The organism is Mucilaginibacter sp., from assembly GCF_039925265.1.
In the GTDB taxonomy this organism is placed as follows: domain Bacteria; phylum Bacteroidota; class Bacteroidia; order Sphingobacteriales; family Sphingobacteriaceae; genus Mucilaginibacter.
This window is the reverse complement of the sequence record NZ_JBDSZG010000018.1, coordinates 91,965-116,569: the sequence shown is the minus strand read 5'-3', so window position 1 is coordinate 116,569 and position 24,605 is coordinate 91,965. Positions and strand designations below refer to the sequence as shown.

General features: G+C 46.3%; 23 protein-coding genes. 12 read left to right on the top strand and 11 right to left on the bottom strand.

What is annotated here, in order from left to right; genetic code table 11:
• Positions 1–85: 85 nt before the first annotated feature.
• Genes ABIX36_RS09660 through modA form a run of 3 tightly spaced genes read right to left on the bottom strand, consistent with a single transcriptional unit; the run spans position 86 to position 2,202 of the window.
• Positions 86–700, bottom strand: coding sequence for an ATP-binding cassette domain-containing protein (locus ABIX36_RS09660; RefSeq protein WP_348081959.1), 615 nt, complete (start codon positions 698–700; stop codon positions 86–88).
• Positions 697–1,368 carry a molybdate ABC transporter permease subunit gene (modB, locus tag ABIX36_RS09655; protein WP_348081958.1) on the bottom strand — a complete coding sequence of 224 codons (672 nt, stop codon included), beginning with the start codon at positions 1,366–1,368 and terminating at the stop codon, positions 697–699. The genes ABIX36_RS09660 and modB overlap by 4 nt, the downstream gene beginning before the upstream one ends.
• A 9-nt stretch (positions 1,369–1,377) precedes the next feature.
• A complete protein-coding gene (modA, locus tag ABIX36_RS09650; protein WP_348081957.1) occupies positions 1,378–2,202 on the bottom strand; it encodes a molybdate ABC transporter substrate-binding protein in 825 nt (274 codons plus the stop codon).
• Between the two features lie 269 nt (positions 2,203–2,471).
• On the opposite strand from modA, the gene ABIX36_RS09645 reads away from it, so the two are divergent.
• The 8 genes from ABIX36_RS09645 (at position 2,472) to ABIX36_RS09610 (ending at position 13,415) form a co-directional block, all read left to right on the top strand.
• Positions 2,472–3,326, top strand: coding sequence for a glycoside hydrolase family 16 protein (locus ABIX36_RS09645; protein WP_348081956.1), 855 nt, complete (start codon positions 2,472–2,474; stop codon positions 3,324–3,326).
• 41 nt (positions 3,327–3,367) lie between these two features.
• Entirely contained in the window at positions 3,368–4,600 is a 1,233-nt protein-coding gene (locus tag ABIX36_RS09640; protein WP_348081955.1) for a cellulase family glycosylhydrolase, read from the top strand.
• Between the two features lie 114 nt (positions 4,601–4,714).
• Positions 4,715–6,619, top strand: coding sequence for a 7TM diverse intracellular signaling domain-containing protein (locus tag ABIX36_RS09635; protein WP_348081954.1), 1,905 nt, complete (start codon positions 4,715–4,717; stop codon positions 6,617–6,619).
• 598 nt (positions 6,620–7,217) lie between these two features.
• Entirely contained in the window at positions 7,218–7,736 is a 519-nt protein-coding gene (locus ABIX36_RS09630) for a DinB family protein (protein WP_348081953.1), read from the top strand.
• A 551-nt stretch (positions 7,737–8,287) separates the two neighbouring features.
• Positions 8,288–10,156 (top strand): glycoside hydrolase family 30 beta sandwich domain-containing protein, encoded by a 1,869-nt coding sequence (locus tag ABIX36_RS09625; RefSeq protein WP_348081952.1) that lies wholly within the window; start codon positions 8,288–8,290, stop codon positions 10,154–10,156.
• A gap of 73 nt (positions 10,157–10,229) precedes the next feature.
• A complete protein-coding gene (locus tag ABIX36_RS09620; protein ID WP_348081951.1) occupies positions 10,230–11,462 on the top strand; it encodes a family 16 glycosylhydrolase in 1,233 nt (410 codons plus the stop codon).
• Between the two features lie 61 nt (positions 11,463–11,523).
• Positions 11,524–12,414, top strand: a complete 891-nt coding sequence (locus tag ABIX36_RS09615; RefSeq protein ID WP_348081950.1) for a hypothetical protein — start codon at positions 11,524–11,526, stop codon at positions 12,412–12,414.
• Positions 12,415–12,548: 134 nt separating this feature from the next.
• A complete protein-coding gene (locus ABIX36_RS09610) occupies positions 12,549–13,415 on the top strand; it encodes a DUF1080 domain-containing protein (RefSeq protein WP_348081949.1) in 867 nt (288 codons plus the stop codon).
• Positions 13,416–13,517: 102 nt separating this feature from the next.
• Here the strand turns inward: ABIX36_RS09610 and ABIX36_RS09605 are convergent, their stop codons facing one another.
• The 3 genes from ABIX36_RS09605 to ABIX36_RS09595 form a co-directional block, all read right to left on the bottom strand.
• A complete protein-coding gene (locus tag ABIX36_RS09605; protein ID WP_348081948.1) occupies positions 13,518–14,423 on the bottom strand; it encodes a prohibitin family protein in 906 nt (301 codons plus the stop codon).
• A gap of 108 nt (positions 14,424–14,531) precedes the next feature.
• On the bottom strand, positions 14,532–14,717 hold the full coding sequence (locus tag ABIX36_RS09600; RefSeq protein WP_348081947.1) for a DUF6358 family protein: 186 nt from the start codon (positions 14,715–14,717) through the stop codon (positions 14,532–14,534).
• Between the two features lie 2 nt (positions 14,718–14,719).
• Complete coding sequence (locus ABIX36_RS09595; protein WP_348081946.1) at positions 14,720–15,034, bottom strand: rhodanese-like domain-containing protein; 315 nt, start codon at positions 15,032–15,034, stop codon at positions 14,720–14,722.
• A 122-nt stretch (positions 15,035–15,156) separates the two neighbouring features.
• Here ABIX36_RS09595 and ABIX36_RS09590 point away from each other — a divergent pair, with 122 nt between their 5' ends.
• From ABIX36_RS09590 to ABIX36_RS09575, 4 genes are all read left to right on the top strand, one after another.
• Positions 15,157–16,275 carry a DUF4407 domain-containing protein gene (locus tag ABIX36_RS09590; RefSeq protein ID WP_348081945.1) on the top strand — a complete coding sequence of 373 codons (1,119 nt, stop codon included), beginning with the start codon at positions 15,157–15,159 and terminating at the stop codon, positions 16,273–16,275.
• A gap of 146 nt (positions 16,276–16,421) precedes the next feature.
• Positions 16,422–18,287, top strand: a complete 1,866-nt coding sequence (locus tag ABIX36_RS09585) for a PDZ domain-containing protein (protein WP_348081944.1) — start codon at positions 16,422–16,424, stop codon at positions 18,285–18,287.
• 2 nt (positions 18,288–18,289) lie between these two features.
• A complete protein-coding gene (locus ABIX36_RS09580; RefSeq protein WP_348081943.1) occupies positions 18,290–19,591 on the top strand; it encodes a M20/M25/M40 family metallo-hydrolase in 1,302 nt (433 codons plus the stop codon).
• Between the two features lie 142 nt (positions 19,592–19,733).
• Complete coding sequence (locus ABIX36_RS09575; RefSeq protein ID WP_348081942.1) at positions 19,734–20,573, top strand: neutral zinc metallopeptidase; 840 nt, start codon at positions 19,734–19,736, stop codon at positions 20,571–20,573.
• Positions 20,574–20,599: 26 nt separating this feature from the next.
• Here the strand turns inward: ABIX36_RS09575 and ABIX36_RS09570 are convergent, their stop codons facing one another.
• From ABIX36_RS09570 to ABIX36_RS09550, 5 genes are all read right to left on the bottom strand, one after another.
• Complete coding sequence (locus ABIX36_RS09570; RefSeq protein ID WP_348081941.1) at positions 20,600–21,295, bottom strand: transposase; 696 nt, start codon at positions 21,293–21,295, stop codon at positions 20,600–20,602.
• 15 nt (positions 21,296–21,310) lie between these two features.
• Complete coding sequence (locus tag ABIX36_RS09565) at positions 21,311–21,634, bottom strand: transposase (RefSeq protein WP_348081940.1); 324 nt, start codon at positions 21,632–21,634, stop codon at positions 21,311–21,313.
• A 605-nt stretch (positions 21,635–22,239) separates the two neighbouring features.
• Positions 22,240–22,971, bottom strand: coding sequence for a lysophospholipid acyltransferase family protein (locus ABIX36_RS09560; RefSeq protein ID WP_348081939.1), 732 nt, complete (start codon positions 22,969–22,971; stop codon positions 22,240–22,242).
• Between the two features lie 47 nt (positions 22,972–23,018).
• A complete protein-coding gene (locus ABIX36_RS09555) occupies positions 23,019–23,579 on the bottom strand; it encodes an NUDIX hydrolase (protein ID WP_348081938.1) in 561 nt (186 codons plus the stop codon).
• A gap of 50 nt (positions 23,580–23,629) precedes the next feature.
• A complete protein-coding gene (locus tag ABIX36_RS09550; RefSeq protein ID WP_348081937.1) occupies positions 23,630–24,574 on the bottom strand; it encodes an EamA family transporter in 945 nt (314 codons plus the stop codon).
• Between the last annotated feature and the right edge of the window lie 31 nt (positions 24,575–24,605).

Here is a 24,605-nt window from a genome sequence, read left to right as displayed (position 1 = left end):
TTTCAGCTGCCGTAAGCAGAATGCTTACCCCATGCGCGCCACGGGTTGGAAACCCGCGGTAGCGATAGTGCTGGTTAAACTAACTTTATACCTCTAACTCATCCCCACTCACCCCATCCAGCTCCTGCGGGTTGTGGCTCACAATCAGCGCTGTTGCTCCTAATTCTTTAAAAAGCAATTGCAGGTCCGATATTAACCCCGTTTTCATCTTTACATCCAGCGCAGAAAAAGGTTCATCCATCAGCAATAGTTTGGGCTTAATAGCCAGTGCACGGAGGATGGCCAATCGCTGCTGTTGCCCGCCGCTGAGGTATTCGGGCTTATGGCCTGTAAAGGTTTCCAGCTTACCGATGGTTAGCAGGCGGTTGATCCAGGCGGCATCTTTTGTGGCGTACTCCAAATGCTGCTGCACCGTCATGTTGGGAAACAACGCGTAATCCTGAAAAACGAATCCCGGCATCCGCTGCTGCGGCAAAAGATTGACCTTTTGCATGGCATCAAACCAGGTAACGCCATTAACTACTATGCGGCCCGCATCCGGCGTTACCAGCCCCGCAATCATTTTAAGCAGCGTGGTTTTACCCACACCCGATGGCCCGGTGATCCTGGTGATACTGCCTGTGGCGAAATCCTTTTTCACCCGCAGCACCTCTACGCCATTGTAGGCCTTTAGCTTTTTTTCTATATTGATGCTGATCATTCCAACGGGCTTTTTACCTGGTATTTATTGTAAACGAATACGCTGATAACCAATATAAAAGTAATGGCGAACAAAATGAGCGAATAATTATTGGCGGCAGTATAATCCATTTGCTCCACCGAATCGTAAACGGCGATGGAAGCCACCCGGGTTACGCCGGGGATGTTGCCGCCTATCATCAGCACTACGCCAAACTCCCCCAAAGTATGCGCGAAGGTGAGCACGATAGCCGTGAGCAACGAGGGTTTTATATTGGGCAGCAATACCTGCCTTAAGGTTTGCCATTGGGTTTTACCCAAAGTATAGGAGGCCTGCGAAAGTGAAGCGGGCAATTGCTGAAAGGCTGATTTAACGGGGCTGATCATAAAGGGCATACTGTAAATTACCGATGCCAGCACCAACCCCTCAAAACTAAAAACGAATTGTAGATTAAAGATATCGTGCAGCCATTTACCAACTCCGTGTTGCGGACTAAAAGCCAGCAGCAAATAAAAGCCCAAAACGGATGGCGGCAGCACCAGCGGCATGGTAATAATAGCTTCGATAAAGATCTTCACCAGCGACCGTTTTTTGGAGAGCCACCAGGCCAGCGGCAGCCCAAAAGCCAGCAGTAGCAAGGTAGTGATGCCTGCCAGCTTCAGCGTAAGCCATATGGGGGTAAGGTCCATCTTTGTTGCTTAGTTTACGTGGTAGCCGTAATTTATAAATATTTTTTTGGCCGCCGGGCTCAGAATATAGCGGTAAAATTTTTCGGCACCTGGGTTTGGTTTGGGCTGTTTTATCAGCACCATGCCCTGCTTAATAGGGTTGTAAGTTTTTGGGTCGATGATCTTATAATACAGTTGGGTTTTGTTGGCCGCGTCTTTCACTAAAGCTAAGGTAGTGAACCCAGCCTGCACCACCCCGGTGGTAATGTAGGTGTTCACCTGGGTAATGCTCTCGCCCAGCACAATTTTGGCTTGCACCATTTCATAAATGCCCGCCTTTGTTAGCGCTTCCTGCGCGGCCTTACCGTAAGGAGCGATAGCCGGGTTGCCAATAGCGATTTTTTGGACGGAAGTACCCGGTAAAAGCTTTGGCCAATTGCCAAGATCCAATTTTTCGGTACTGCAAATGATGAGGGTCCCCGCCGCATAAACCACCGGTTTGTTAGTCGCGAAGCCGCTTTTAAAAAGTTCATCCGGGAAAGCAGTATCGGCAGAAAGGAAAACATCAAAGGGCGCGCCGTTTTCTATCTGAGTCGTTAAATTACCCGATGGGCCGGAGATAGCATCAACATTGATGCCGGTTTTTGCCTTAAAATCCTTCTGCAGGGCCTTCATCACAGGCTGCAGGTTGGCCGCTATGGCAACTTTTATGTTTTGGGCCTTTAGGGTGGTGAACGGGGTGATTAGTATAAGAGCGAAGACTAATGCAAAAAACAATATATTTCTCCCTTTCTTGCTTGCGACTATAGCGATGGGTTTCAAACCCATCGCTATAGTAAAGTATTTATTTTTCACCCTCTTTACCGCAGATAGAGAGGGTCGCCGCACGGAGTGCCGTTGGGGTGAGTCAACTGTATGTGCGGCTCCATCCAGCACATTTTCAACGCTGTTACAACCCATGCGAATATTACTGAGAGCGGTCATTTTCATAATTGGTAATAAACAAACCCCGGCAAACAAATTACGTATATACATTAGCCAACGCAAATATAAACTGTTAAATATCTTGATATAAATACATTACATTTGTGTTGCTTATACACCAATATAAACTAACCCACTTTATGAAAAAAAACCTGACTGCATTCGCGTGCATCATTATTGCTGCTGGATTCTCAGCTTGCGGCAAAGGCGGCAGCGATACACCAAAAACGCCAACAGTTGTACCACCCGTTATTATCGAAGATAAAGCCTGGACGTTTGAAACCACCCCTTACTTTGCCGATGAATTTGATGTTGCAGGCGCACCGAGCACTGCTAATTGGAAATACGAAACTGGTGGCGGTGGATGGGGTAATAGCGAACTGGAGTACTACACCCCGGGCGGCAACGTTGCGGTAGCTGATGGTAAATTGAGCATCACCGCAAAAAAAGAAGAAATGGGCGGTATGCACTACACCTCTACAAGGCTGGTATCTACAGGCTTACAGCTTGCAAAATTCGGGCGGATAGAAATAAAGGCGAAGCTGCCTACTGGCCGCGGCACCTGGCCCGCCATTTGGATGATGCCACAGGACAGTAAATACGGCGGCTGGCCAAAATCGGGCGAGATAGATATTATGGAAATGGTCGGCTTCGATCCGGGGAACATTCATTTTACCGTGCATAACGAAACCTTTAACGGTGCAAATGGCAAGGGGGATGCTAAAATAGTTCCTACTTTTAATACAGAATACCATGTGTACAGGGTAGATTGGACGCCTTATGCATTAAGAGGCTATATTGACGACGCGTTGGTTTACACCTATGTAAACAATGGCGGCGGCTCCTCAGTTTACCCATACGATCAGAATTTTTTCCTGATCATGAATATAGCTGTTGGCGGAGGCTGGGGCGGGCAAATGGGTGTGGATGATGCTGTTTTCCCGGCAACAATGAATGTGGATTACGTACACTTTTACAAAATGATCGACAAATAAAAAAGCTTCCTTAATCTCTCTTTTCTCTCATATCTCACAACATGAAAAAAGTAATTATCCTGTTTGCAGCGCTCGTTACCTGCGCCTGTACGCTGCGCGCGCAAGCACCCAAATTCATCTCAACAAAAGGCAAAGAAGTTGTTGGCGTAGATGGCAAGCCATTCCTCATCAAAGGCACCAACCTGGGCAACTGGCTGGTACCCGAAGGTTATATGTTTAAGTTTAAAGCCGTTAATTCACAAAGGCTCATTAACCAGGCTTTTACCGAGCTGATCGGTCCCGAAGAAACCCGGCTGTTCTGGAAGAAATTCCAGGATACATACGTTACCCAGGCGGATATCAAATTCATCAAAGCATCGGGCGCAAATTCTATTCGCATTCCGTTTAATTATAAATTGTTTACCACCGAAAGCTATATGGGAATGAACAACCCTAACCGTGGTTTCGAACTGCTGGATAGGGTGATAGGCTGGTGCAAGCAGGAGAATTTATACGTAATGCTGGATATGCATTGCGCACCCGGCGGCCAAACCGGCGATAATATTGATGATGGCGACGGTTACCCCTTTCTGTTCACCAGCGCAGCAAATCGTAAGCAAACCGCCGACATATGGAAACGCATTGCCGCCCATTATAAAAACGAAAGCATCATTTTAGGCTACGATCTGCTGAATGAACCCATCGCTCATTATTTTAAGGTAGATGAGATAAACCCGCACCTCGAACCAACCTATAAGGAAATTACGGCGGCGGTGCGCTCGGTAGATAAAAACCACATCGTGTTTATTGGCGGGGCGCAATGGGATAGCAACTTTAAGGTCTTCGGTAAACCGTTCGACAGTAAAGCGGTTTACACTTTCCATAAGTACTGGACGGACGCTACCAAACAGGTGGTGCAGGAATACATCGACTTCCGCGATAAATACTACGTGCCTATTTACGTTGGCGAAACCGGCGAAAACACCGACGAGTGGGTGCGCGATTTTCGGATCGTATGCGAGCAAAACAACATTGGCTGGCATTACTGGCCATATAAAAAGCTGGATAGCTCACGCGGTTTCATGAGCTTTAACATACCCGATGGCTACCAGGAAGTAATTGATTATACCGAAAAACCGCGCGCCAGTTTCGAGGAGGTCCGCAAAGCGGCCCCTGCCGACAGGGCCAAAATAAAAGCGGCCCTGTATGCCTTTTTAGAAAATTGTAAGTTTGCCAACAGCATCCCACAAAAGGGGTATATGGAAGCGCTGGGCCTTAAAGTGCCGGTGAAATAAACAGGATTTGCACCTTATTATAGGTTTGAATTTATAAATCGCTTAAATTGCAAAGAGAATTATAAACTGTTGCTGCTTCGCCAATGCGGTGCAACCCTTATTTATTGGATGCTTATGTGTAAACGTTACTATCAGTTTGTATGCCTTTTTATTGTACTGGCAGGCATGGCCCTGCCCGCCGGTGCGCAAACCATAGTGCCCGTTGCAGATACCGCCAAGCAGCATGTTTTTAGGTTTGCCGAGCTGGAATCCCTGCGCGATACCACCAATGCGCTCACCCTGGCCGATATAAACGCGGGGCATAGCAGCAAGTTTGTAAGTAATACAGTCCCCACACCCCAGATAAGCGAGGCCGGTGCCACCTTTTGGTATCGCGTTAAGCTCGACCAGCGTATCCCAACCGAAAATAACTGGATCCTGGAATTCTTCGATCAAACCATCGATAGTATTACCGTATACTCGCCAGTAAAAGGGGGCACCTACACCGCCACGCTGCTGGGCAGCAACCGGCCCTTTACGCAAAGGATGTTCGCGCATAAAAACTTTACGCTCAGCATCAGTAACGATATTAAGGCCGAAAATTATTACTATTTCAAACTCCGCTCACACGAATCTGCCAACGTCATCATCGTACTGCGGTCGGTAAACTGGTTTATCAGCTACGCGCTGGACGAGTACTTTTACTTCGGAATCTTTTATGGGATGATCCTGGTTTTCGGGCTGTATAACTTCATGATGTTTGTGGCCATGCGGCAGCGGCAATACTTATACTATATCGTTTATAACCTCAGCATTGGCCTATACGAAATGTGTACCGATGGCATCGCCTATCAATACCTGTGGCAAACCGCCCCACAATGGAACCACTACGCCTATGGTATAGCCTTGTTCCTTGCCAGCACCTTCGCCATGTTGTTCGCCCAAAGCCTGCTCAATTTAAAGGAGAATGCGCCCGGGTTTAATAAGCTACTCAAAGGCGTAATCATCGTCAGGAGCGTGTTCTTCGCCCTTTGTTTGCTGGTAGATAAAACCTGGTTCACGTATAAGATCATCGAGATCATCCCGCTATCGGTAGCCTTTATGTCGGGCTGTTATGTGCTGTACAAAGGGTACCGGCCGGCGCGGTTCTTTGTTATCGGCTATAGCTTTTTGTTTACCGGGTTTGTTATTAAATCACTCATCGCGCTTAATATATGGTGGCTGCCGGTTACCGCGCTCAATTTCTACAGCCTTAGTTTTTGTTTTATTATGGAGATGCTGTTCATCACCTTTGCCATTGGCGATAGGGTGCGGATGCTTAAACGCGAGAAGGATACTGCCCAGCTGCGCATGATCAAACAACTACAGCAAAACGAAGAGCTGAAAGATATGCTGAACAAAAACCTGGAAGTGCAGGTGGCAGAGCGTACCAGCGAACTGATAGAAAAATCATCCCTTATTGAGCTGCAAAATGAGGAACTTACGGCCGTAAACCAGTTGCTGCAGCAGCAAGCCGAAGAAATTTCGCGCATGAACGTACTGCTGGAGAAGGACAACCTTACCCTGCATAACGATATTGAAAAAGTAACCCACGACCGGGTAATGAGCGCCGAAGTAGATTTCGAGGAGTTCAGCCGTATTTACCCCGACCGCGAAACCTGCTTTAAATTCCTGTCGGACCTGAAATGGGAACATGGCTACGCCTGTAAAAAATGCAGCAACACGCATTATGGCCATGGGCATTTGCCCTACAGCCGCCGCTGCTCTAAGTGCGGTTACGAAGAATCGGTGATAGCCTACACCATTCTGCAGAACACGCGCATCCCCATCAACAAAGCCTTTTATATGATATTTTTGATGTACAGCACCAAGGGCAAAATATCATCGCATAAACTCTCCGAGATTCTCTCCATCCGCCAAAGCACCTGCTGGGCCTACAGCAGCCGCATTAAAAAAGCCATGGAAAGCATGAAAAAAGAGATCAAGAACGCCGGCAGCAAAGGCTGGAGCAAATTGGTGATAGATACATCGGAGGAATAGGCGAAAGAAGTTCCTCACGGCTTACTGCTTTACTGCAAATCGCAGGAATGTGGTGATGCGTGGGTACTCGCCATTGTTCTGGTGTGCCTTGTTAGGAATGGCAGCATGCTATGTTAAGCCTGTGGATGTTCATTTCTTTTGGCACCAAAAGAAACGAACCAAAGAAAAGTGCCGGCATGGTCCCGCCTTATTAAAGTCAGTGCGTAAGCCAGTGCAGTGCTATCCAGGCGTTCCCGAGGCCGGTTTTTGAGGGGCTTCGTTAGGTTCATCTGGCTCTTTTGCGAAGTATTTAAGCTTTAATTATAACACCCCACCGAACAGAATGAAATTCTTCCTAATCGGCCTTGGCCTGTTCGGTAACTACTACACCTGCTAAAGCACTGCCTTTCGTAGAACAGGGCGCAGCCGAAAGTTACATCCACAGGCAGAGCCTAACTCACCGAACTCTCCTAACGAATTACTGAAGAGCAAGATGCAATAATCCCACTCCCTACTCATCCCCCTCCTCTCACTTTCTTCAACTTTCTAAAACCCTGCTGACATACCGTTGTCATTATACCATGGTTTATTTGTATCGTAAAACAAAACAACAAATATCATGGAAAACAAAAGCACTGCAACCACCAACACCGATGTAACTGTAATAACTGCCGATGCGCTTTATAAAAACTGGCAGGGGCACCGCAGATTAAGCCGAAAAGTATTAGAATCCTTCCCCGAAAAGGAGCTTTTTGAATTTTCTATTGGCGGGATGCGCCCTTACGATCAGCTTGCAAAGGAAATGATAGGCCTTGCAAGCGGCGGTATCAACGGCATTGTTACCGGCAGCTGGACGACCAAACCCGAGTTTGAACACTTCAACCAAGAAGTTCAGATAAAAACAAAAGCAGGGCTGCTTGATGCATGGGACGAGGTAACCACCCAGCTTGATACGCTTTGGCCACAAATACCAGCCGGCCATTTCTACGATAACGTGAAGGCTTTTGGCCAATATGAGAATACCGTAGTTGATACCATCCTCTATCTGATGGATAACGAGATTCACCACCGTGGCCAGGGTTTTGTATACCTCCGCGCCCTGGGCATAGAGCCACCTGCATTTTGGGATAGGTGGTAATACTGAATTAGCCAAACCCACCGCGTCATTGCGAGGAACGAAGCAATCTCCCGATAGGCATGTCCGCTATGCAGATCGCCTGTACTGTGTAGAGATTGCTTCGTACCTCGCAATGACGGTTTGTTGAGTAATGTCTTTTATACTCAATCTCCAATCCGCTTACTCCCCATAGCTATATTGCTTAAAAAGTAACCTGTGAGGGAAGCGTATCGCAACTATTTTTAATTTTTTTTTAAAGCCGCTTTAAACTCATTAAAGCGGCTTTTTGCTGTTTTGTGCCTGTGAGGCAAGCGTATCAAAGTGTATATAAATAGTTAATTATCAGTTATTTATATCTAATTGCACTTGTTTGTAACGTAAAAATTACTTTAAATTTGCCTTAACCGATTATACCGGCATCTGCCTATTTCCTGGAAAATAACTAAAAGCCCTTAATGCCTTCGCGTATTGCTGTGCTTTGTAGTTTGCATAAAAGTTAATGGCTGGCAGTATCTACGGCTTTAATAATTACCAACACAGCAAACCAATTAAAACCAATCAATACAAAAACTATGAAGATCACTTACAAGATCAAGCTATTGGCAACGGTGTTTATCACCTTTGCACTGCTGATGAACGCGTGTAAAAAAGATGCCCGTACGCAAAGCATCGATGGCGCAAAAACAACCACAACCGAGCCGCGGAATGCCACAAGCGCCGTTACCACGTGGCTTACTACTTCAAATCAATCCAGCCTGTTGGCGCAGGGCAGCGTAAACTTCGCGGCAGATGCAGGTACCAACCCCAATACCATTACGGTTGATGAAGGCACCACCTACCAGGGTATTGATGGCTTTGGCTACACGCTTACCGGCGGCAGCGCAAGCCTGCTGAACGGGCTGGGAGGCAACCAGGCCAGCGTGCTTAACGAATTGTTTGGCACAGGTACCGGGCAAATAGGCGTTAGCTACCTGCGTGTAAGCATTGGCGCGTCGGATCTTAGCTCGTCGGACTTTACCTATAACCAAACCGCGGGTGATGTAAACATGAACAACTTTAGCCTGGCGCAGGAGAACACCGATTTTCTGCCTATCCTGAAGAAGATCCTCGCCATTAACCCAAACATCAAAATAATTGCCACCCCCTGGACGGCCCCAACCTGGATGAAGGTGAACACTACCGGCAACAACGGCTATACAGGCGGGAGCTTAAACACCGCCTACTACGCCGCGTACGCCAAATACTTTGTAAAATATATACAAGCTATGGCCGCGCAGGGCATCCGTATAGATGCCGTTACCCCGCAAAACGAGCCGCTTAACCCCTACAATAACCCAAGTATGGTAATGCAGGCCAATGAGCAGGTAACGTTTATAAACAACCACCTGGGCCCGCAATTTGCCGCTGCAGGCATCACCACCAAAATTATCGCGTACGATCATAATGCCGATGTGCCCAGCTACGCTACAACCGTTGTTGGCCAGGCAGGCGGTTATGTGGACGGCTCAGCGTTCCACTTGTATGCAGGAGATATCAGCGCCTTAACAACCGTGCACAATGCGTACCCTAACAAAAACGTTTACTTTACCGAGCAATGGGTAGGCGCGCCAAGCAACTTTGGCGGCGACCTGGGCTGGCACATCAACACCCTCATTATTGGCGGTACCCGTAACTGGAGCCGTAATGTATTGGAGTGGAACCTTGCTGCCGACCCTAATAACAACCCGCATACCGCCGGCGGTTGCAGTACTTGCCTTGGCGCTATCACGGTAAGCGGTACATCCATTACCCGCAACGTGGGCTATTATATTATTGCCCATGCGTCAAAAGCGGTAAGGCCGGGCGCGGTGCGTATTGCATCAAACATAGCAGGCAGCATCCAAAATGTGGCTTTCCGCAATAGCGATGGTACAAAAGTGCTTATCGCATCAAACAGCGGCGGTAGCACCGTAAGTTTTAAGGTAAAATGGGGAACAGAATCGTTTACTTACACCCTGGCGGCAGGTGCGGTAGTAACCTTTAAATGGAGCGGCACACCGGGCGGTGGTGGCGGCACGGGCGCACCAATAGGCCAAACCATCACCCTGAAAGGCTTTAACAACCAATATGTAAATAGCCAAAACGGCACACAAGCTATGACCTGTACAAGCGCCGTGGCATCTACCTGGGAGCAATTTACCGTGGTGGATGCCGGGGCAGGCAAAATAGCCCTTCGTGCCATGAATAAGTACGTTTCATCAGAAAACGGCACACAGGCCATCACCTGTAACCGTGCCACCATTGGCGATTGGGAGAAATTCGACTGGGTACCTACCGCGGACGGTAAAGTAACCATACGGGGCAACAATGGCAAATTCATAAGCAGCGAGAACGGCACCCAGGCCATGACCTGTACCCGCGCAACCGCATCGGGCTGGGAAGCTTTTGGCGTGAACCAGTAAATGCAAGCATAGCGATGGGTTTCAACTCATCGCTATCTTAAACACAAAACAATTAACCACTAACACCAACATTATGAAAAAGCAATTATTAAACTTTCTGAAAGGAGCCGGGCTGGTAACGGCTATCAGCGTTGCTATAATTTCCTGTAAAAAAGATGTAAAATCGCCGGTGGATGATAAAACGGCATCCACTGCCACAACCGGCACAAGTACTACGCCACGGGCCCTTACCCTCGTTTGGCAGGATGAGTTTAACGGCACAAGTGTAGATGGCAGCAAATGGGGTATAGATGTAGGCAACCCCAACGTAAATAACGAGAAGGAATATTATTCAACAGGCAACGTTGCGGTAACAGGTGGTAACCTGGTTATTACGGCTAAAAACCAAAGCATGGGCGGCCAGCCATATACATCTGGTAAGCTAACTACCTCTGGTAAATTCTCGGTGAAGTATGGCCGTATAGAAGCAAGTATCAAGCTTCCCGCTTTCCAGGGCAGCTGGCCTGCCTTCTGGATGCTGGGCACCAATATAGGCTCGGTAGGCTGGCCACAATGCGGTGAGATAGATATTATGGAGCAAACCAACACCAGTAATCTTACCCTCGGTACTATGCACTGGAACAATAACGGGCACGTGTACTATGGCGGCAATACGCCGGTTAATGTTACCGGCTATCATTTATATGCCGTAGAGTGGGATGCTAACAGTATTAAATGGTATGTGGATGGCACGCTGTTTCATACGGGCAACATCCAAAACAATATTAACAGTACCGAAGAATTTCAACTGCCTTTCTTCCTGATCCTGAACCTTGCCGTAGGCGGAGATCTGCCCGGCAATACTATCAACAACGGTGCATTGCCGGCCAATATGTATGTAGATTATGTGAGGGTTTACAGCATCAGTGGCGGAACAGGCTCTACCGCGCCTATCGGGCAAACGGTTACGCTGAAAGGTTTCAACAACAAATATGTAAACGGCCAAAACGGCACCCAGGCCATGACCTGCACCAGCGCGGTAGCATCTACCTGGGAGCAATTCACTGTGGTTGACGCAGGCAATGGCAAAGTGGCATTACGCAGCATGAACAAATACGTGTCATCCGAAAACGGAACGCAAGCCATCACCTGTAACCGCGCCACTATTGGCGACTGGGAAAAATTTGATTGGGTGCCAACGGCAGATGGTAAAGTAACGTTTAGAGGCAACAACGGCAAATTTATCTCCAGCGAGAACGGCACACAACCCATGACCTGTACCCGTGCGACAGCATCGGGCTGGGAATCGTTCGGCGTGAACCAGTAAAAAAATCATACATTACAGCCTGCCTTCTTAACCGGGAGGCAGGCTGTTTTATTTTACCTGCATGAGAAGACTTTTTGTTACCGGCCTTTGTGTTTTAATAAGCACTGCTTTGCTGCAGGCGCAATCGTTGCAAAAAAAGTTGCAATTAACCCTGAATACCGGCTACCAGCGGGAAGACCTGAAATGGTCGATAGCCGGTAACCTGGATGGGCAAAACCCCAATATTTATTCAGAGCTTCAATGGAAAAAGGTAGGCGGGCAATCTATAGCTGCCGCCCTGCGATGGAATTTTTGGAATAAGCTGATGCTGATGGGCGGATATCAGCGAGTGTCCATAAGATCGGGCACTGTACGGGATAACGACTATAATGGCGATAACCGCACCAACTCCGCGTACGACCAGATATTTAATGCGGATAGAGGTTTTACCCGGGATTTGGCTATCGGCTTTGGGTACAAACTAATCGATAACGAAACTTTCTCTATTACACCATTCGCGGGATACAGTACCAGCAAGCAATCGCTCCACCTGCTGGACAGAAGCGGGCAGTACCCCGACCTCAACAGCACCTACGAAACCAACTGGAAAGGACCGTTTGTAAAAGCAATCGCATCGGTAAAGTTTGCGAAAAAAATCACCGCAACGACTGCCCTCGGCTACCACCAGGCCGACTACAATTCCAAAGCCGACTGGAACCTTATCCCCACCTTTCAGCACCCGGTTAGCTACCGCCATACAGCCAAGGGCTACGGTGTTGCGGCTGATGCATCAGTGGCTTATAGTATCACCAAAAACATCGCTGTAAATTTCGGCGGCGGCTATTTTACATGGCAAACCGGGGAAGGAATAGACGAGTTGTTTTTGTCCTCCGGCGGATCCGAGAAAACCCAACTCAATGATGTGGATCGCAAAGGGTACAAATTATCTATTGGATTAGTGCTTAATTATTGATGAAAAACGACCTTTTTGTTGATTAAAATGGTAAAAACACGAAGATTTTCGACGGTGATTTTGAGCATTGTTGGCTTTTTTTGTATTAGCTATCCCCATTTTTTTTTGCCAAATTAGTAACCAAGAAACCGCACATGAAAAAAACATTTACCTGCCTTTGCTGCCTGGTTTTGCTGCTCGCCGGCACCTCCTTCCAGCTACCATCAGAGTGGACTCCTTTGCTGGATAAAACCCTCTCCAAATGGGAAACCTACCAAAGCTTTTACCATAAGGTTGGCTATAACGGAAAGCCCCCGGTAGATAGCAATGGCGTGGAAATTAAGCCGATAGGTTATAATGTAAATAAGAATAACGTGTTTTCGGTAGTAATGGAGAACGGGCAGCCGGTGCTCAAAATTACAGGCGAGATCTACGGCTGCATTTTTACCAAACAGGATTTTTCCAATTACCGCCTCAAACTGAAGTTTAAGTGGGGCAAAAAAAAATGGGTGCCAAGATTGGATGAATTGAAAGACAGTGGTTTGCTATATCATTCGCAAGGTAAAAACGGTGTGGAGTACTTTCGCACGTGGATGCTGAGCCAGGAGTTCCAGGTGGTGGAGAACAGTACCGGCGATTATTGGTCGCAGGCCAGTTCACAAGCCGATGCAAAAGCGCTGAAAGACAGCAGCTACAAATTTAACACCACAGGTAAATGGACCCCGCTCGGCGGCGCAACGGGCAATGGCGGTTTCTGTGAGGCTGGCAAAAAAATGGATAAACCCATAGGCGAATGGAACGAAATTGAACTGATCACCTATGGAGACAAGAGCCTACATATAGTTAACGGACAGGTGGTTATGGCTTTAAAAAACTCCCGCTATAAAGATGGCGACACCATGAAACCGCTTACTCATGGCAAACTCCAGTTGCAAAGCGAAGCAGCGGAAGTTTATTATAAGGATATTATGATAAAGCCGATAAAAGGTATCCCGGCGGAGTATGCAAAGTATTTTGATTAAACACGAATTTCACGAAGGAATTAAAGGCGGAAAAATTTCGCGAATTAGTTTTTAAATAAATCGTGAAATTCGCCCCAATTCGTGAAATTAGTGTTAATCTAATTATTTATCACTCAGCAGTATCGGGGTGCCTTTGTTATTGCCAATTATAATAACCTTAGCATTTGGCGACAGGGCAATTTCTTTTTGTGCTTTAATACTTTCGTATTGTAGTTGCTTATCAGATAAGCCGGTAGAAAGGATCTTTTGATAGTCAGCAATACCCTGTGCTTCAACGCGTTTACGGTCGGCTTCCTGGCGTTCTTTCTGTAGCACGAAGGTCATTTTCTGGGCTTCCTGCTCGGCGTTAATCTTCGATTCGATACTGGCCTTAACAGATTGTGGCAGGGAGATATTACGGATAAGTATTTGTTCCAGCTCCAGTCCGCGTTTTGTAAAACTGGCCGAAATTGTACGGTTTATCCTGGTCTGAAACTCCTGTCTCTTAACCGAATACAAATCTACCGCTGCGTAGTTTACTGCATTATCACGTATGGCGGTCCGTGCAACAGCGCGAACGATATTGTTAACATAGTCAGGCCCAATGCTTTGTAAAATGAAAGGAGCCTTAGAAGAACGTACATTAAATAATACTGTTAGGTCTACCGTAACCTCCAAACCATCAGATGATAACACCCTTATGGCGTCATCGCCCGATATATCACCTTCGTTATGTTGGGCGCTCATGGTGTAATTCTGCGTACGTACATCAAAGTTGGTAATTTCCACCAATGGGTTTACAAAATGCAGCCCACTTTCCAATACATCAGGTTGTACCTTACCAAACAGCACCTGTACACCCACACGGCCGGAATCGATAACTTTAACTGAGGATAGCACCAGCCCAAGTACGGCTATTACAACACCTACAATACTTACAAGCCCGCCAAAGCGGCCTGCAGGTTCGGGCGAGCGTTTTAACATTACACCTACAAAAAGTATAATAACGCCAACAATTGCTAAAAACATGATAGTTTAAGGATTAATATAAGGTTTGAGATCGTTTTGGTATTAGAATTTAAATGCCCGACTTTGTTACTGATCGGGCATTTATTTTAAGGGGCAGGAGTTTGAATATTATTGCTTAGTAGTATTCTTTACTTCCTTTATCAGCTTTATTTTCAGGGAGATAAATACGGCAGCGATAAACACCGCGCCTAATAAATAGGCGTACTGCGCATGTTCTATTCCCCAATAGCCTATCATCAGGGCCACAAAAATGCCCAGGTTGTAAACCACGTTGAGCGCTATTTTCTTGCCCATATTTAGTATACGCTTATAGTTGGGTCAATTTCTGCCTGCCAGGCTAAAATGCCACCTTGTAAGTTATACAGGTTGGTATAGCCCTGTGCTTCTAACTGGTGCAACGCAACCGAGCTGCGTTTACCGCTTCGGCACATCATAACAACCGGCTTATCTTTAGCTACCTGGTCGGCCTCTATCAGGATGCCACCAAGAGGGATATGCTTGCCACCCAGGTTAGAAGTTTCGTATTCAAAATCCTCGCGGACATCTATCAACTGAAAATCTTCGCCGCTATCTAATTTCTCTTTTAGTTCCTGTACGCTTATTTCTTTCATCGTAATATAATTATTAGCCAAAGGTATGTTTTTTCTGTATCAAATAATTGGTCCCATTTTGTAACAATAGGCCTCTTGGTGCGTTTCATAGGTAAGTGTAAAATATTACATAAACAGCTTAAATGAAGAAAGTTAACCGGTTTTTTTGGTTCTGTTCCGGAGCACATATAGATACTTTAAAGAAATACCCGATAGAGCATAACAAGTATGTAGGTATTGGCGCTACCATATTTTTTACTGCTTTATTCGCCTCTTTGTCAGGTGGTTATGCCATGTATTTTGTTTTTAGCGGCGATGCGTTTGCCGTTGGTTTCGCTATCCTTTTTGGCCTTTTGTGGGGCACCGCCATATTTAATATGGATAGGTATATTGTATCGAGTATTAATAAAGAGGGCAGTACCAACCAGCAAATATTACAGGCATCTCCCCGTATTTTATTGGCTATAATGATAGGCGTAGTCATATCGCGCCCGCTGGAACTGAAGATCTTCGATAAAGAAATTCGCCAGAAGTTAAAGACCGCCTACCTTAAAGGGCAGCATACCAAGATAGATTCGCTGCAAAAAACCTATCAACAGAAGTACGCCCAGGAAATGGGCAAAAATACCGACCTGAAGAAGGAAAAAGACTCCTTGGAGCGCGATATCAACCGCTCGCGCTACCAGCTTAACCAGGAAGTTTTTGGCGATAAAACCAACCAAACATCGGGCATTACAGGCTATGGCACTTATGCCAAGCAAAAGCAGCAGGTACTTCAGGAGAAGGAAGCCCGGCTGAAAACGGTAACCGATAACCTGGGGCAGATGGATAATTATTTAAGCCAGCGCAAAGACTACGAGGGCGTTAACAGTACCCGGCTGTTCAACGAAAAACAACTGGATAGCCTCTCTAACGTAGCCGGTTTTGCCGACCGCAACTGGGCATTGGGGCAGTTGGGTTATAATGTTGATGGCTCGCGCGACCTGGATACTTATCTGGCCATCTCGTTCATTGGGTACTTGTTTATTCTGTTTGAATGTTTGCCGGTTTTTGTGAAACTGATGTCGCCCAGGGGCCCATACGATACCGCGATCGCGAAAATTTCAGAAGCCAATATCCATTTTGCCGATAAAGATAAAGACCGGGATATTGCCGTTACCGACAGCACTTATGACCATAACCTGGATGCCGACGTAGACCGGCGAAAGCGCATTATAACGGCACAATCGGATTACGATTTTGGCAGGCATAGTTATGATTAACGCGTTGCAATGAGGCTAAACGGAGGCTTGTTACTATTTAACCATTCTCCACTCACAATTCACTACTCACCATCCGTCCTGTAATAAAATTGATAGAAAACATTTACCGATTAAATGCTAATTTCATCGCCGTAATCAACTGATCAATGAAGAAATTATTTACGCTTGCGGCGGCTTCGCTCTTAGCCGCGTCGGTATTCGCCCAAAAGCAAAAGGCCATCTACTATACCATCTCGTTCCCAAACGCGATACACCACGAGGCCGAGATATTATTAACCATCCCGCAGGCACCTGGCGGGGCACTAAAAGTGCGTATGAGCCGCTCATCTCCGGGCCGCTATGCCACGCACGAGTTTGGTAAGAACATATATAATTTAAAAGCCACGGGAGCAGATAACGCTCCCCTTGTTATTAAGCAGCTGGAAGGCGATCTGTATGAAGTGCAGGGGACAGGTGAAACCGTAAAAATAACTTATACCCTTTTTGGTAACTGGACCGATGGCACCTACGCCGGTATTGATGCCAGCCACGCGCATTTAAATATGCCCGCGTCCATTATGTGGGCTGAGGGGCAAGATGACAGGCCCATAAGAGTGCAGTTTAACGATGCCGATAAATATGGCTGGAAGATAATTACCCAGCTAAAAAATGAAGGCGATGGCGTTTACAGCGCACCAAACCTGCAATACCTGATGGATAGCCCAACCGAATTATCTGCCTCCAAAATAAACAGCTGGACGGTGGACAACAATGGCAAGCCCGAAAAGGTGAGTATAGCCGTACACTCAGATGATAACCAGGCTGTAATAGATGGTTTTGGTAAAATGGTGCAGAAAATGGTGCTGGAAGAAAAGGCTGTTTTTGGCGAATTACCGGCCTATGATTATGGGGAGTACGTGTTTTTGGATGATGTACATCCAACCACATCGGGCGATGGCATGGAGCACCGTAACTCTACCATTATTGTGCAACCCATTAACAAGGTTGAAGGTAACGAATCGAGATTATTGAGCACCTTTTCGCACGAGTATTTTCACAGCTGGAATGTGAAACGCATCCGCCCTAAATCATTAGAGCCCTTCAATTTCACCCATGCTAACATGAGCAGTGAGCTTTGGTTCGCCGAGGGTTTTACACAGTATTATGGCGATTTGGTTTTAGAGCGTTCGGGCTTCCGCACGGTTGACGATTACACCCGTACCCTTGCCGGGCTGATCAATCAGGCCGTTAATACACAAGGCGCTGCAAAATATTCACCTGCAGAAGCGAGCCGTTATGCTGTTTTTGCTGATGCAGGCGTATCTATCGACCCAAACAATCAAACTAATATGTTCACCAGCTACTATACTTACGGCGGTGCAACAGCTTTAGCACTCGATCTGCGCCTCCGCAGCGAATTCAACCTAACACTTGATGATTACATGCGCCAGGTTTGGCTGGCACGTGGCAAAGTAATGCGCCCGTATACTATTGCGGATCTGCAGACCGATTTAGGCACACTTACCAAAAGCGCCAAGTTCGCGGCAGATTTCTTTAAACGTTACATCAATGGTACCGAAAAGAATAATTATGAAGCGCTACTGGCCAAAGCGGGCTTTGTATTGCAGCGCGTGCAGCCGGGTAAAGGCTGGGCTGGGCCAATAGGTGGTGCAGGTGGCCGTGGCAGAAGCGGGCAGGCACGTACAGGCGATGGCGAAGGATTTGCTTTGCAGGGAAATACAACCGCCGGTACACCAATTTACAAGGCAGGTATTGATGCAGGTGACATTATTACAAAAGCAGATGGTAAAGACATTAAAGATGCTGCTGCTTTCACTGATGCCCTGGCCAATAAAAAGCCGGGTGATAAGATAACTGTAACCTTTAAGAACCGCGCCGGCGAGCACGAAACTGTGATCGCCCTGGAAGAAAACCCCAACTATGAAGTGGTGACCTTCGAAAAGGCAAGCAAGCAATTAACAAAAGAACAACAGGATTTCCGCGATAAGTGGTTGTCATCAAAAGTAAAATAACAATGAGAAAATATCTAATAGCAGCAGCCCTACTGGCAACATCAATTCATGGATTTGGGCAGGATGTAAACAAACTGATCAAACAGGATGACGTAGAACGCATCATTAAAACACTGAGCGCCGATGATATGCAGGGCCGTGGTACATTTACCCCGGGCATTGATAAAGCCGCCACTTTTATAGAAGGCGAATTTAAAGCAGCTGGCATAAAACCACTTGCCGGGGCAACGGGTTTCCGCCAAAACTTTAGCATGTTGCGTACCAGCCCGGTAAGTTCAAAGCTTACCATTAATGGTACCGATGTGGCTGCCGATAAGTTTGCCATCAGCGCATCAGGTTCTTTTAACTGGAGCAGCCTCGACGGTGTGGAAGTAGTGAAAATTGCAGCCGGTAAAAACTTTGGTGCCGAATACCAGGCTTTGCTAAAGAGTGGTAAGAATACCATTGCCTTATTGGATACCAGCTATGCGGCCATGTTTAAACGCGTTGCTTCCCGTGCAAAACGTGGCGGTACTTCTTTTAAAGGCGCCGCTGATGCAGATAAGCCTGTTGTATTTGTAATGGCGGGAATTGATGATGTAAAATCGTTATCGGTTACTTACGAGGCAAAAACCGAAGAGAAGCCCTTGTTTAACGTTGCGGGTATGATCCCCGGTAAATCTAAACCGAATGAATATGTAGTATTCTCGGGCCATTACGATCACCTGGGCATTATTAAGCCGATGGATGGCGATAGCATTGCCAATGGCGCTGATGACGATGCATCGGGTACCACAGCCGTTATCGAGCTGGCTAAGTATTACAAAAAACTAAATAACAACGAGCGTACGCTCATATTTGTGGCATTTACTGCGGAAGAAATTGGCGGTTTCGGTTCGCAATATTTTTCTAAGCAAATGAACCCCGACCAGGTTACCGCGATGTTTAATATCGAGATGATCGGTAAGGCCTCAAAATTCGGCGAGAACTCGGCGTTTATCACTGGTTACGAGCGGTCGGATTTTGGGAAGATCCTGCAAAGCAATTTAGAAGGCACGGCCTTTAAATTTTACCCGGACCCATACCCTGCCCAAAACCTGTTCTATCGCAGCGATAACGCAACGCTGGCGGCTTTAGGCGTACCGGCCCACACCATCTCTACTGACCAGATTGATACCGATAAACTCTATCACTCGGTTAAAGATGAATTTAGCAGCATGGATGTAAGCAATATCGTAGCAACCATCAGGGCAATTGCCTTAAGCTCACGCTCCATAGTTGCCGGCAAGGATGCGCCTGCAAGGATTCCGAAGCTGGAGCGATAGTTATTAAAAGATGGAAGGGTTGGAAAGGTTGTAGGAGTTGAACGCCTAACCTCTTCAACCCTTTTAACTTCTCCAACTTTTAACAACCTTTAAAACTTTTAGTAACCTCCCTGCGTTACCCCTAAAATAAATTCGAAAAATTATGCAATGGTTTGGCAGGCGCGAAAGCGATAATTTTGAAAAAGGCAGCAGTGGCGGCCGCGGTATGGCCGTTGGCGGTGGCGTATTAGGTTTAATTGCTGCTGCTATCTACTTTTTTACAGGAGTAGATCCTTCACAGATCCTCAACCAGGGCCAGAATGCACAACAAGCCAATACCGAATCAACCGCGCCTGATAGTAAACAGGAAAAATTTGCGCGTGTGGTACTGGCAGATACGGAAGATGTGTGGACAAAGCTTTTTAATGATATGGGCAAAACATATCAGCCAACGGTAATGCACTCTTTTACCGAGGGCGTAAATACTGCCTGCGGACAAGCATCCTCACAAAGCGGCCCGTTCTACTGCCCCGGAGACCAAAAGGTATATCTCGACGTTTCTTTTTTTGATGAGCTCTCTAATAAATTTGGGGCTGCCGGCGATTTTGCGCAAGCCTATGTAATTGCGCACGAAGTTGGCCACCACGTACAGGATCTGCTCGGCCTTAGCGCTAAAATGGAGCAGGCGCGCCAGCAACTCAGCGAAGAGGAGTATAACAAACTATCGGTAAAGCTGGAATTGCAGGCGGATTTTTATGCCGGTATTTGGGCACACTACGAAAAGAATATGAAGAATGTGCTGGACCCCGGGGATATAGAAGAAGCCCTTAACGCCGCAAATCAGATCGGTGATGATCGCCTGCAGCAAAAATACCAGGGCCAGGTTACGCCCGATTCCTTTACCCACGGCAGCAGCGCCCAGCGTATGTTTTGGTTTAAAAAGGGTTTTGAAACGGGGGATGTAAGCCAGGGAAATACGTTTACAGCAGGGGATTTGAATTAAACGATAGCCAAACGTCATGCTGATTACTATGACATATGCAAATGTTTTTGCCAGGAAACTTTATTTTTCATAAAGATTTCCTGGTTAAACAGGGTGTCCGAATGTATAAGTTTGAATGCAAGCTTTAGCAAGACGTTTTTGATCCTGTTAAGTATTGACAGGTGTTCTATATTTTGCTTTATCATGCCCTGATAGTAACTGTAGAACAGTTGCCCCGGTCTGGTACAAACGCTGACTATGCCTTGGTTAAGGTCTACTTTTAAGGGGATGTAAGCTTTTTTAGAAACCCGGTCTTTGAATTTGACGGAAGTGCCGGATCTTTTAGGATAAGGCGCTGTCCCAATAAAAGCAGCAAGTACCCTCCAGTTACCAAACCTTTCAAAGCAATCGGTCACAAAAAGGAAATGCCATGCTGTTACCGGGCCTATGCAGGGGATGGACACGAGGATTTGGTACATCCTTTTTATTTGCGGATCGGTGGAGATGGCTTTCATAATAGCTTTTTCAAGCATTTTGATGTAGGCAGTATATACAGTTATCAACTGCTTCTCTATTTCTGCCACCAGCGCGTTAACGGTAGTTTTCTGTTGCCTGTCTTCATTCCGGCAAATAAATGCCGTCCTGGTTTCTATGAGCGTTTTCCTAAAGTTGAACAACTCTTTTAATTCCCTTACGGTTTGTGATGGTGTATAAAAAGAAACGGCTTTGTCATGGTTCCTCATTACATAAGAAAATATCTAGTGCGCATCGGCTTTATCTGTTTTGAACCTGTTGATCTCGGTACTGTAATAGCTAAGCAGCAGCGGGTGCACTGCCCACAGAAACACACCTTCACCTTTAAGTACGCAGGCTAACTTATCCATGTATGACCCGGTGTTTTCACAGCATACCAATATCTTGCTACGTTCAGGTTGCAGCGATACAAGCAAGGTTAGGAGTTTGCTGATGCCTTTAGCATCGTTACTTAGTTTCACATAACGGTTTGAGGATGGCGAACCGTAAACCACGTCAATATCAGCCTTGCTGATATCGATACCGCAAAAAAGTTTAAATTTGTCCATAACATACAATTGTTTAGGATGTGGGTTAACCCGGCTAATTCCATGCTACGAACGTGGGGTTAAATTACTATAGAGCCTTGGGTTAATAAAAGAAGATAGCCAGGGAATTAGATCAACATAGAGCCTCGAAGGCTTGAACTTACGAGTATTTCCTACCGGCTATCTTCTCCACATTTTAACATGCCCAAATTACCAACAACAATCTGTTAATTAATTTCTTTGCAAGTCTAATGGAACTTGTTTCAGCACCCCACAGGACAGATGGCCGCAATACAGGCTGCTTTGCACTCGTAAACCTTGCAGATGGGATGCCGAAAAAATTTCCGCATGACGTGATGGAATTTAACCACTCACTACTATCCATCCCGAGCGTCCACGCTCGCGGGAACGCTTAAAAGGTAAAAAGAAGTGTTTCACCCGTTTAAAACTGTGGACAAGATGCTCTTTTGAATAACGGGCTGTAATATAGCTTGTTATAGAAATTATATCAAGTACAGGGGTGTTCCAAAGTGTTTCACAAAAAACTGTAAAGTGCTGATAGTTAATAGTGTTTTAAAAATAAGTGTTCCACTTTTAAAAGTGGAACACCCAACTTAACGGTTGAATTACTCTACTACCACCCTTATCCTATCCTCAATTTCTTTTACCAATTCATCAACCGGGGTTTTGCCGGGTTCGATAGGTTCCAGAATTTCCCAGCTCATAGGGGTAAATGTGTTTAGCGGATACAATCCGTAACGGATCATCTTCCAGGAGTTTTTTATGGCAACGGGGACTAACAATGCTTCGGGGCATTTTTTTAGCAGGGCCGCCACGCCGGCAGATTGGAAGGGTTTCACCTTCCCATCCTTTGAGCGTGTCCCTTCGGGGAATATCATGGCCGACCATTTATTCTCTTTCATGCGGATACCAAATTTCACCAATTCGGTAATGGATTGCCGCGCGTCTTTGCGGTCGATATTGGCGCCGCCGCCTATTTTTAGGTTGTAGGATATGGAAGGGATGCCTTTTGTTAACTCCACCTTAGAGATAAATTTTGCGTGATATTTCCGCAGGAAGTAGATCATCGGCGGGATATCAAATGTACTTTGATGATTGGCGATGAATATCATTGGGCGCCCAATCGGCAAATTTTGCTTGTTGGTAAACGTTACCACATTGCCTACAATATAGAAGGTGCTTACCAGCCAAAAATTGAGAATATCTACGCTTTTTTTGTGGGCCGCGTAGCCAAACCAATTATAGCAGACCCATTGTATGGGATGGAAGATGCAAAGCAGGAGCAAAAATGCAACAATAGCAAAGGGCGACAGGATATAGCCTAAAAACTTTTTCATTAACGCCGCAAAGTTATATTTTTTTAAGAAAATGCTAAATGTTTGGCTTATAATCTGTTCTCCAATTGCATCAGCTTTACCTTAAGCACGGCCGCTACGGTTACCGAATCGGTTATTTCGCCCGCATTAACCATCCGGTAAACCTCTTCAAAAGGTATTTTATTTACCAATAGTTCTTCGGTGTCTTCGGGCTCGGCTTCGTGCTGATCCAAACCGCGGGCAAGGTATATAATGCTCAGTTCATCACTTACCGAATTGGAGAGGTGCATCTGTAATATCTCGGTCCATTCGGTTGCTTTTAGTCCCGTTTCCTCCAGAAGCTCGCGCTTGGCAGATTCCAGCGGGTCGCTGCCTTCGGGGCCACCACCTTCGGGTATCTCCCAGCAATATTGGTTCAATACAAAACGATATTGCCCAACCAAATAAGTATTCATATTTGCATCCAGCGGGATAACGCCGATGGCTACATTCTTAAAATGTATTTTGCCATAGATCCCCGGGTTGCCCGATGGGTTGATCACCTGGTACTCGGTAACATTTATCCAGGGGTTATCATAAACATTTTCGTGGGAAACGGTTTTCCAGGGGTTTTCGGTTGGGTGTTCCATTGCCATAAAGATAACGGTATGGGCCTATTTATTTCTGCCGATTTATAAATTTATACAGTCTCGGCGTTTTCGGTTTTGCTGGTCCTTTTTAGGTATCCGGGTACATTTACCAGTAGGATTCCGGCTAATATCACCACCAAACTTAAAAGCTGTGCCATATTTACCTCTTCGCGAATAAATAGCCAACCCAAAAACACCGCTACAACCGGGTTTACATAAGTATGTGTGCTGATAATTGCAGGTGGCTTTATGGTAAGCAGCCACACAAAAGAGAGGTAGGCGACGAGCGAACCCATCACAATCAAAAATATTAGCCCCGCCCATGCTTCAAAAGTCACCGCGCTAAAGGAAAAGCCAACCTGCTCGCTTTTGCAAAAAGCAATAATGGTTGCGGCAATACCGGCGGCCAGCAGTTGCACACTGGCATTCATCACGGTGGAGCTTTTGCCCTGGCTGCCTTTTATAATAAGCGAACCAAACACCCAGAGCAGGGCACTGAATAGTATTACCACGCTGGCAATAGTTGCCATTGGAGACTGATGCGCAGGCGGCACGCCTAATTTTAAAAATAAAAAGATGCCGGTAAAGCCTATAATGAGCCCTGCAACGATGAATTTATTGGAAAAGTATTCGGGCCAGCGCGCACGGTCTATCAACAGGAACATCAGGGGTTCGGTTGCTACCAGTATGGCTGCCTGCCCCGAACTGATGTACTGTTCCGCCCAGGCTATCATGCCGGTGCCGCCAACCAGCATTAGCGTGCCGCTTAGCGCATGGCGCCAAAGGAATTTCTTTTCGGGCAGGGCTTCGCCTTTTAGCTTACACCAGGCAAGCATCAGCAGCCCTGCTACCAGATAGCGGGTTCCTACCAGTATAAATGGTGGGAAGCTTTTTAACCCAAAAATCACCGCCAGATAGGTGGACCCCCACACAATATATATGTTGAAGAAAGCGAAGGCCACTAAAAGCGGCGGTATCGTTTTTTGAGTTCTCATATCAAACGCAATATTTATTGTGTAACAATGG

Bases quoted from the DNA above. Each gene is read 5' to 3' on its own strand.
- ABIX36_RS09660 (WP_348081959.1), bottom strand. From the start codon at position 700: ATGATCAGCATCAATATAGAAAAAAAGCTAAAGGCCTACAATGGCGTA.
- modB (WP_348081958.1), bottom strand. From the start codon at position 1,368: ATGGACCTTACCCCCATATGGCTTACGCTGAAGCTGGCAGGCATCACT.
- ABIX36_RS09645 (WP_348081956.1), top strand. From the start codon at position 2,472: ATGAAAAAAAACCTGACTGCATTCGCGTGCATCATTATTGCTGCTGGA.
- ABIX36_RS09640 (WP_348081955.1), top strand. From the start codon at position 3,368: ATGAAAAAAGTAATTATCCTGTTTGCAGCGCTCGTTACCTGCGCCTGT.
- ABIX36_RS09635 (WP_348081954.1), top strand. From the start codon at position 4,715: ATGTGTAAACGTTACTATCAGTTTGTATGCCTTTTTATTGTACTGGCA.
- ABIX36_RS09630 (WP_348081953.1), top strand. From the start codon at position 7,218: ATGGAAAACAAAAGCACTGCAACCACCAACACCGATGTAACTGTAATA.
- ABIX36_RS09625 (WP_348081952.1), top strand. From the start codon at position 8,288: ATGAAGATCACTTACAAGATCAAGCTATTGGCAACGGTGTTTATCACC.
- ABIX36_RS09620 (WP_348081951.1), top strand. From the start codon at position 10,230: ATGAAAAAGCAATTATTAAACTTTCTGAAAGGAGCCGGGCTGGTAACG.
- ABIX36_RS09615 (WP_348081950.1), top strand. From the start codon at position 11,524: ATGAGAAGACTTTTTGTTACCGGCCTTTGTGTTTTAATAAGCACTGCT.
- ABIX36_RS09610 (WP_348081949.1), top strand. From the start codon at position 12,549: ATGAAAAAAACATTTACCTGCCTTTGCTGCCTGGTTTTGCTGCTCGCC.
- ABIX36_RS09605 (WP_348081948.1), bottom strand. From the start codon at position 14,423: ATGTTTTTAGCAATTGTTGGCGTTATTATACTTTTTGTAGGTGTAATG.
- ABIX36_RS09600 (WP_348081947.1), bottom strand. From the start codon at position 14,717: ATGGGCAAGAAAATAGCGCTCAACGTGGTTTACAACCTGGGCATTTTT.
- ABIX36_RS09595 (WP_348081946.1), bottom strand. From the start codon at position 15,034: ATGAAAGAAATAAGCGTACAGGAACTAAAAGAGAAATTAGATAGCGGC.
- ABIX36_RS09590 (WP_348081945.1), top strand. From the start codon at position 15,157: ATGAAGAAAGTTAACCGGTTTTTTTGGTTCTGTTCCGGAGCACATATA.
- ABIX36_RS09585 (WP_348081944.1), top strand. From the start codon at position 16,422: ATGAAGAAATTATTTACGCTTGCGGCGGCTTCGCTCTTAGCCGCGTCG.
- ABIX36_RS09580 (WP_348081943.1), top strand. From the start codon at position 18,290: ATGAGAAAATATCTAATAGCAGCAGCCCTACTGGCAACATCAATTCAT.
- ABIX36_RS09575 (WP_348081942.1), top strand. From the start codon at position 19,734: ATGCAATGGTTTGGCAGGCGCGAAAGCGATAATTTTGAAAAAGGCAGC.
- ABIX36_RS09570 (WP_348081941.1), bottom strand. From the start codon at position 21,295: ATGAGGAACCATGACAAAGCCGTTTCTTTTTATACACCATCACAAACC.
- ABIX36_RS09565 (WP_348081940.1), bottom strand. From the start codon at position 21,634: ATGGACAAATTTAAACTTTTTTGCGGTATCGATATCAGCAAGGCTGAT.
- ABIX36_RS09560 (WP_348081939.1), bottom strand. From the start codon at position 22,971: ATGAAAAAGTTTTTAGGCTATATCCTGTCGCCCTTTGCTATTGTTGCA.
- ABIX36_RS09555 (WP_348081938.1), bottom strand. From the start codon at position 23,579: ATGGAACACCCAACCGAAAACCCCTGGAAAACCGTTTCCCACGAAAAT.
- ABIX36_RS09550 (WP_348081937.1), bottom strand. From the start codon at position 24,574: ATGAGAACTCAAAAAACGATACCGCCGCTTTTAGTGGCCTTCGCTTTC.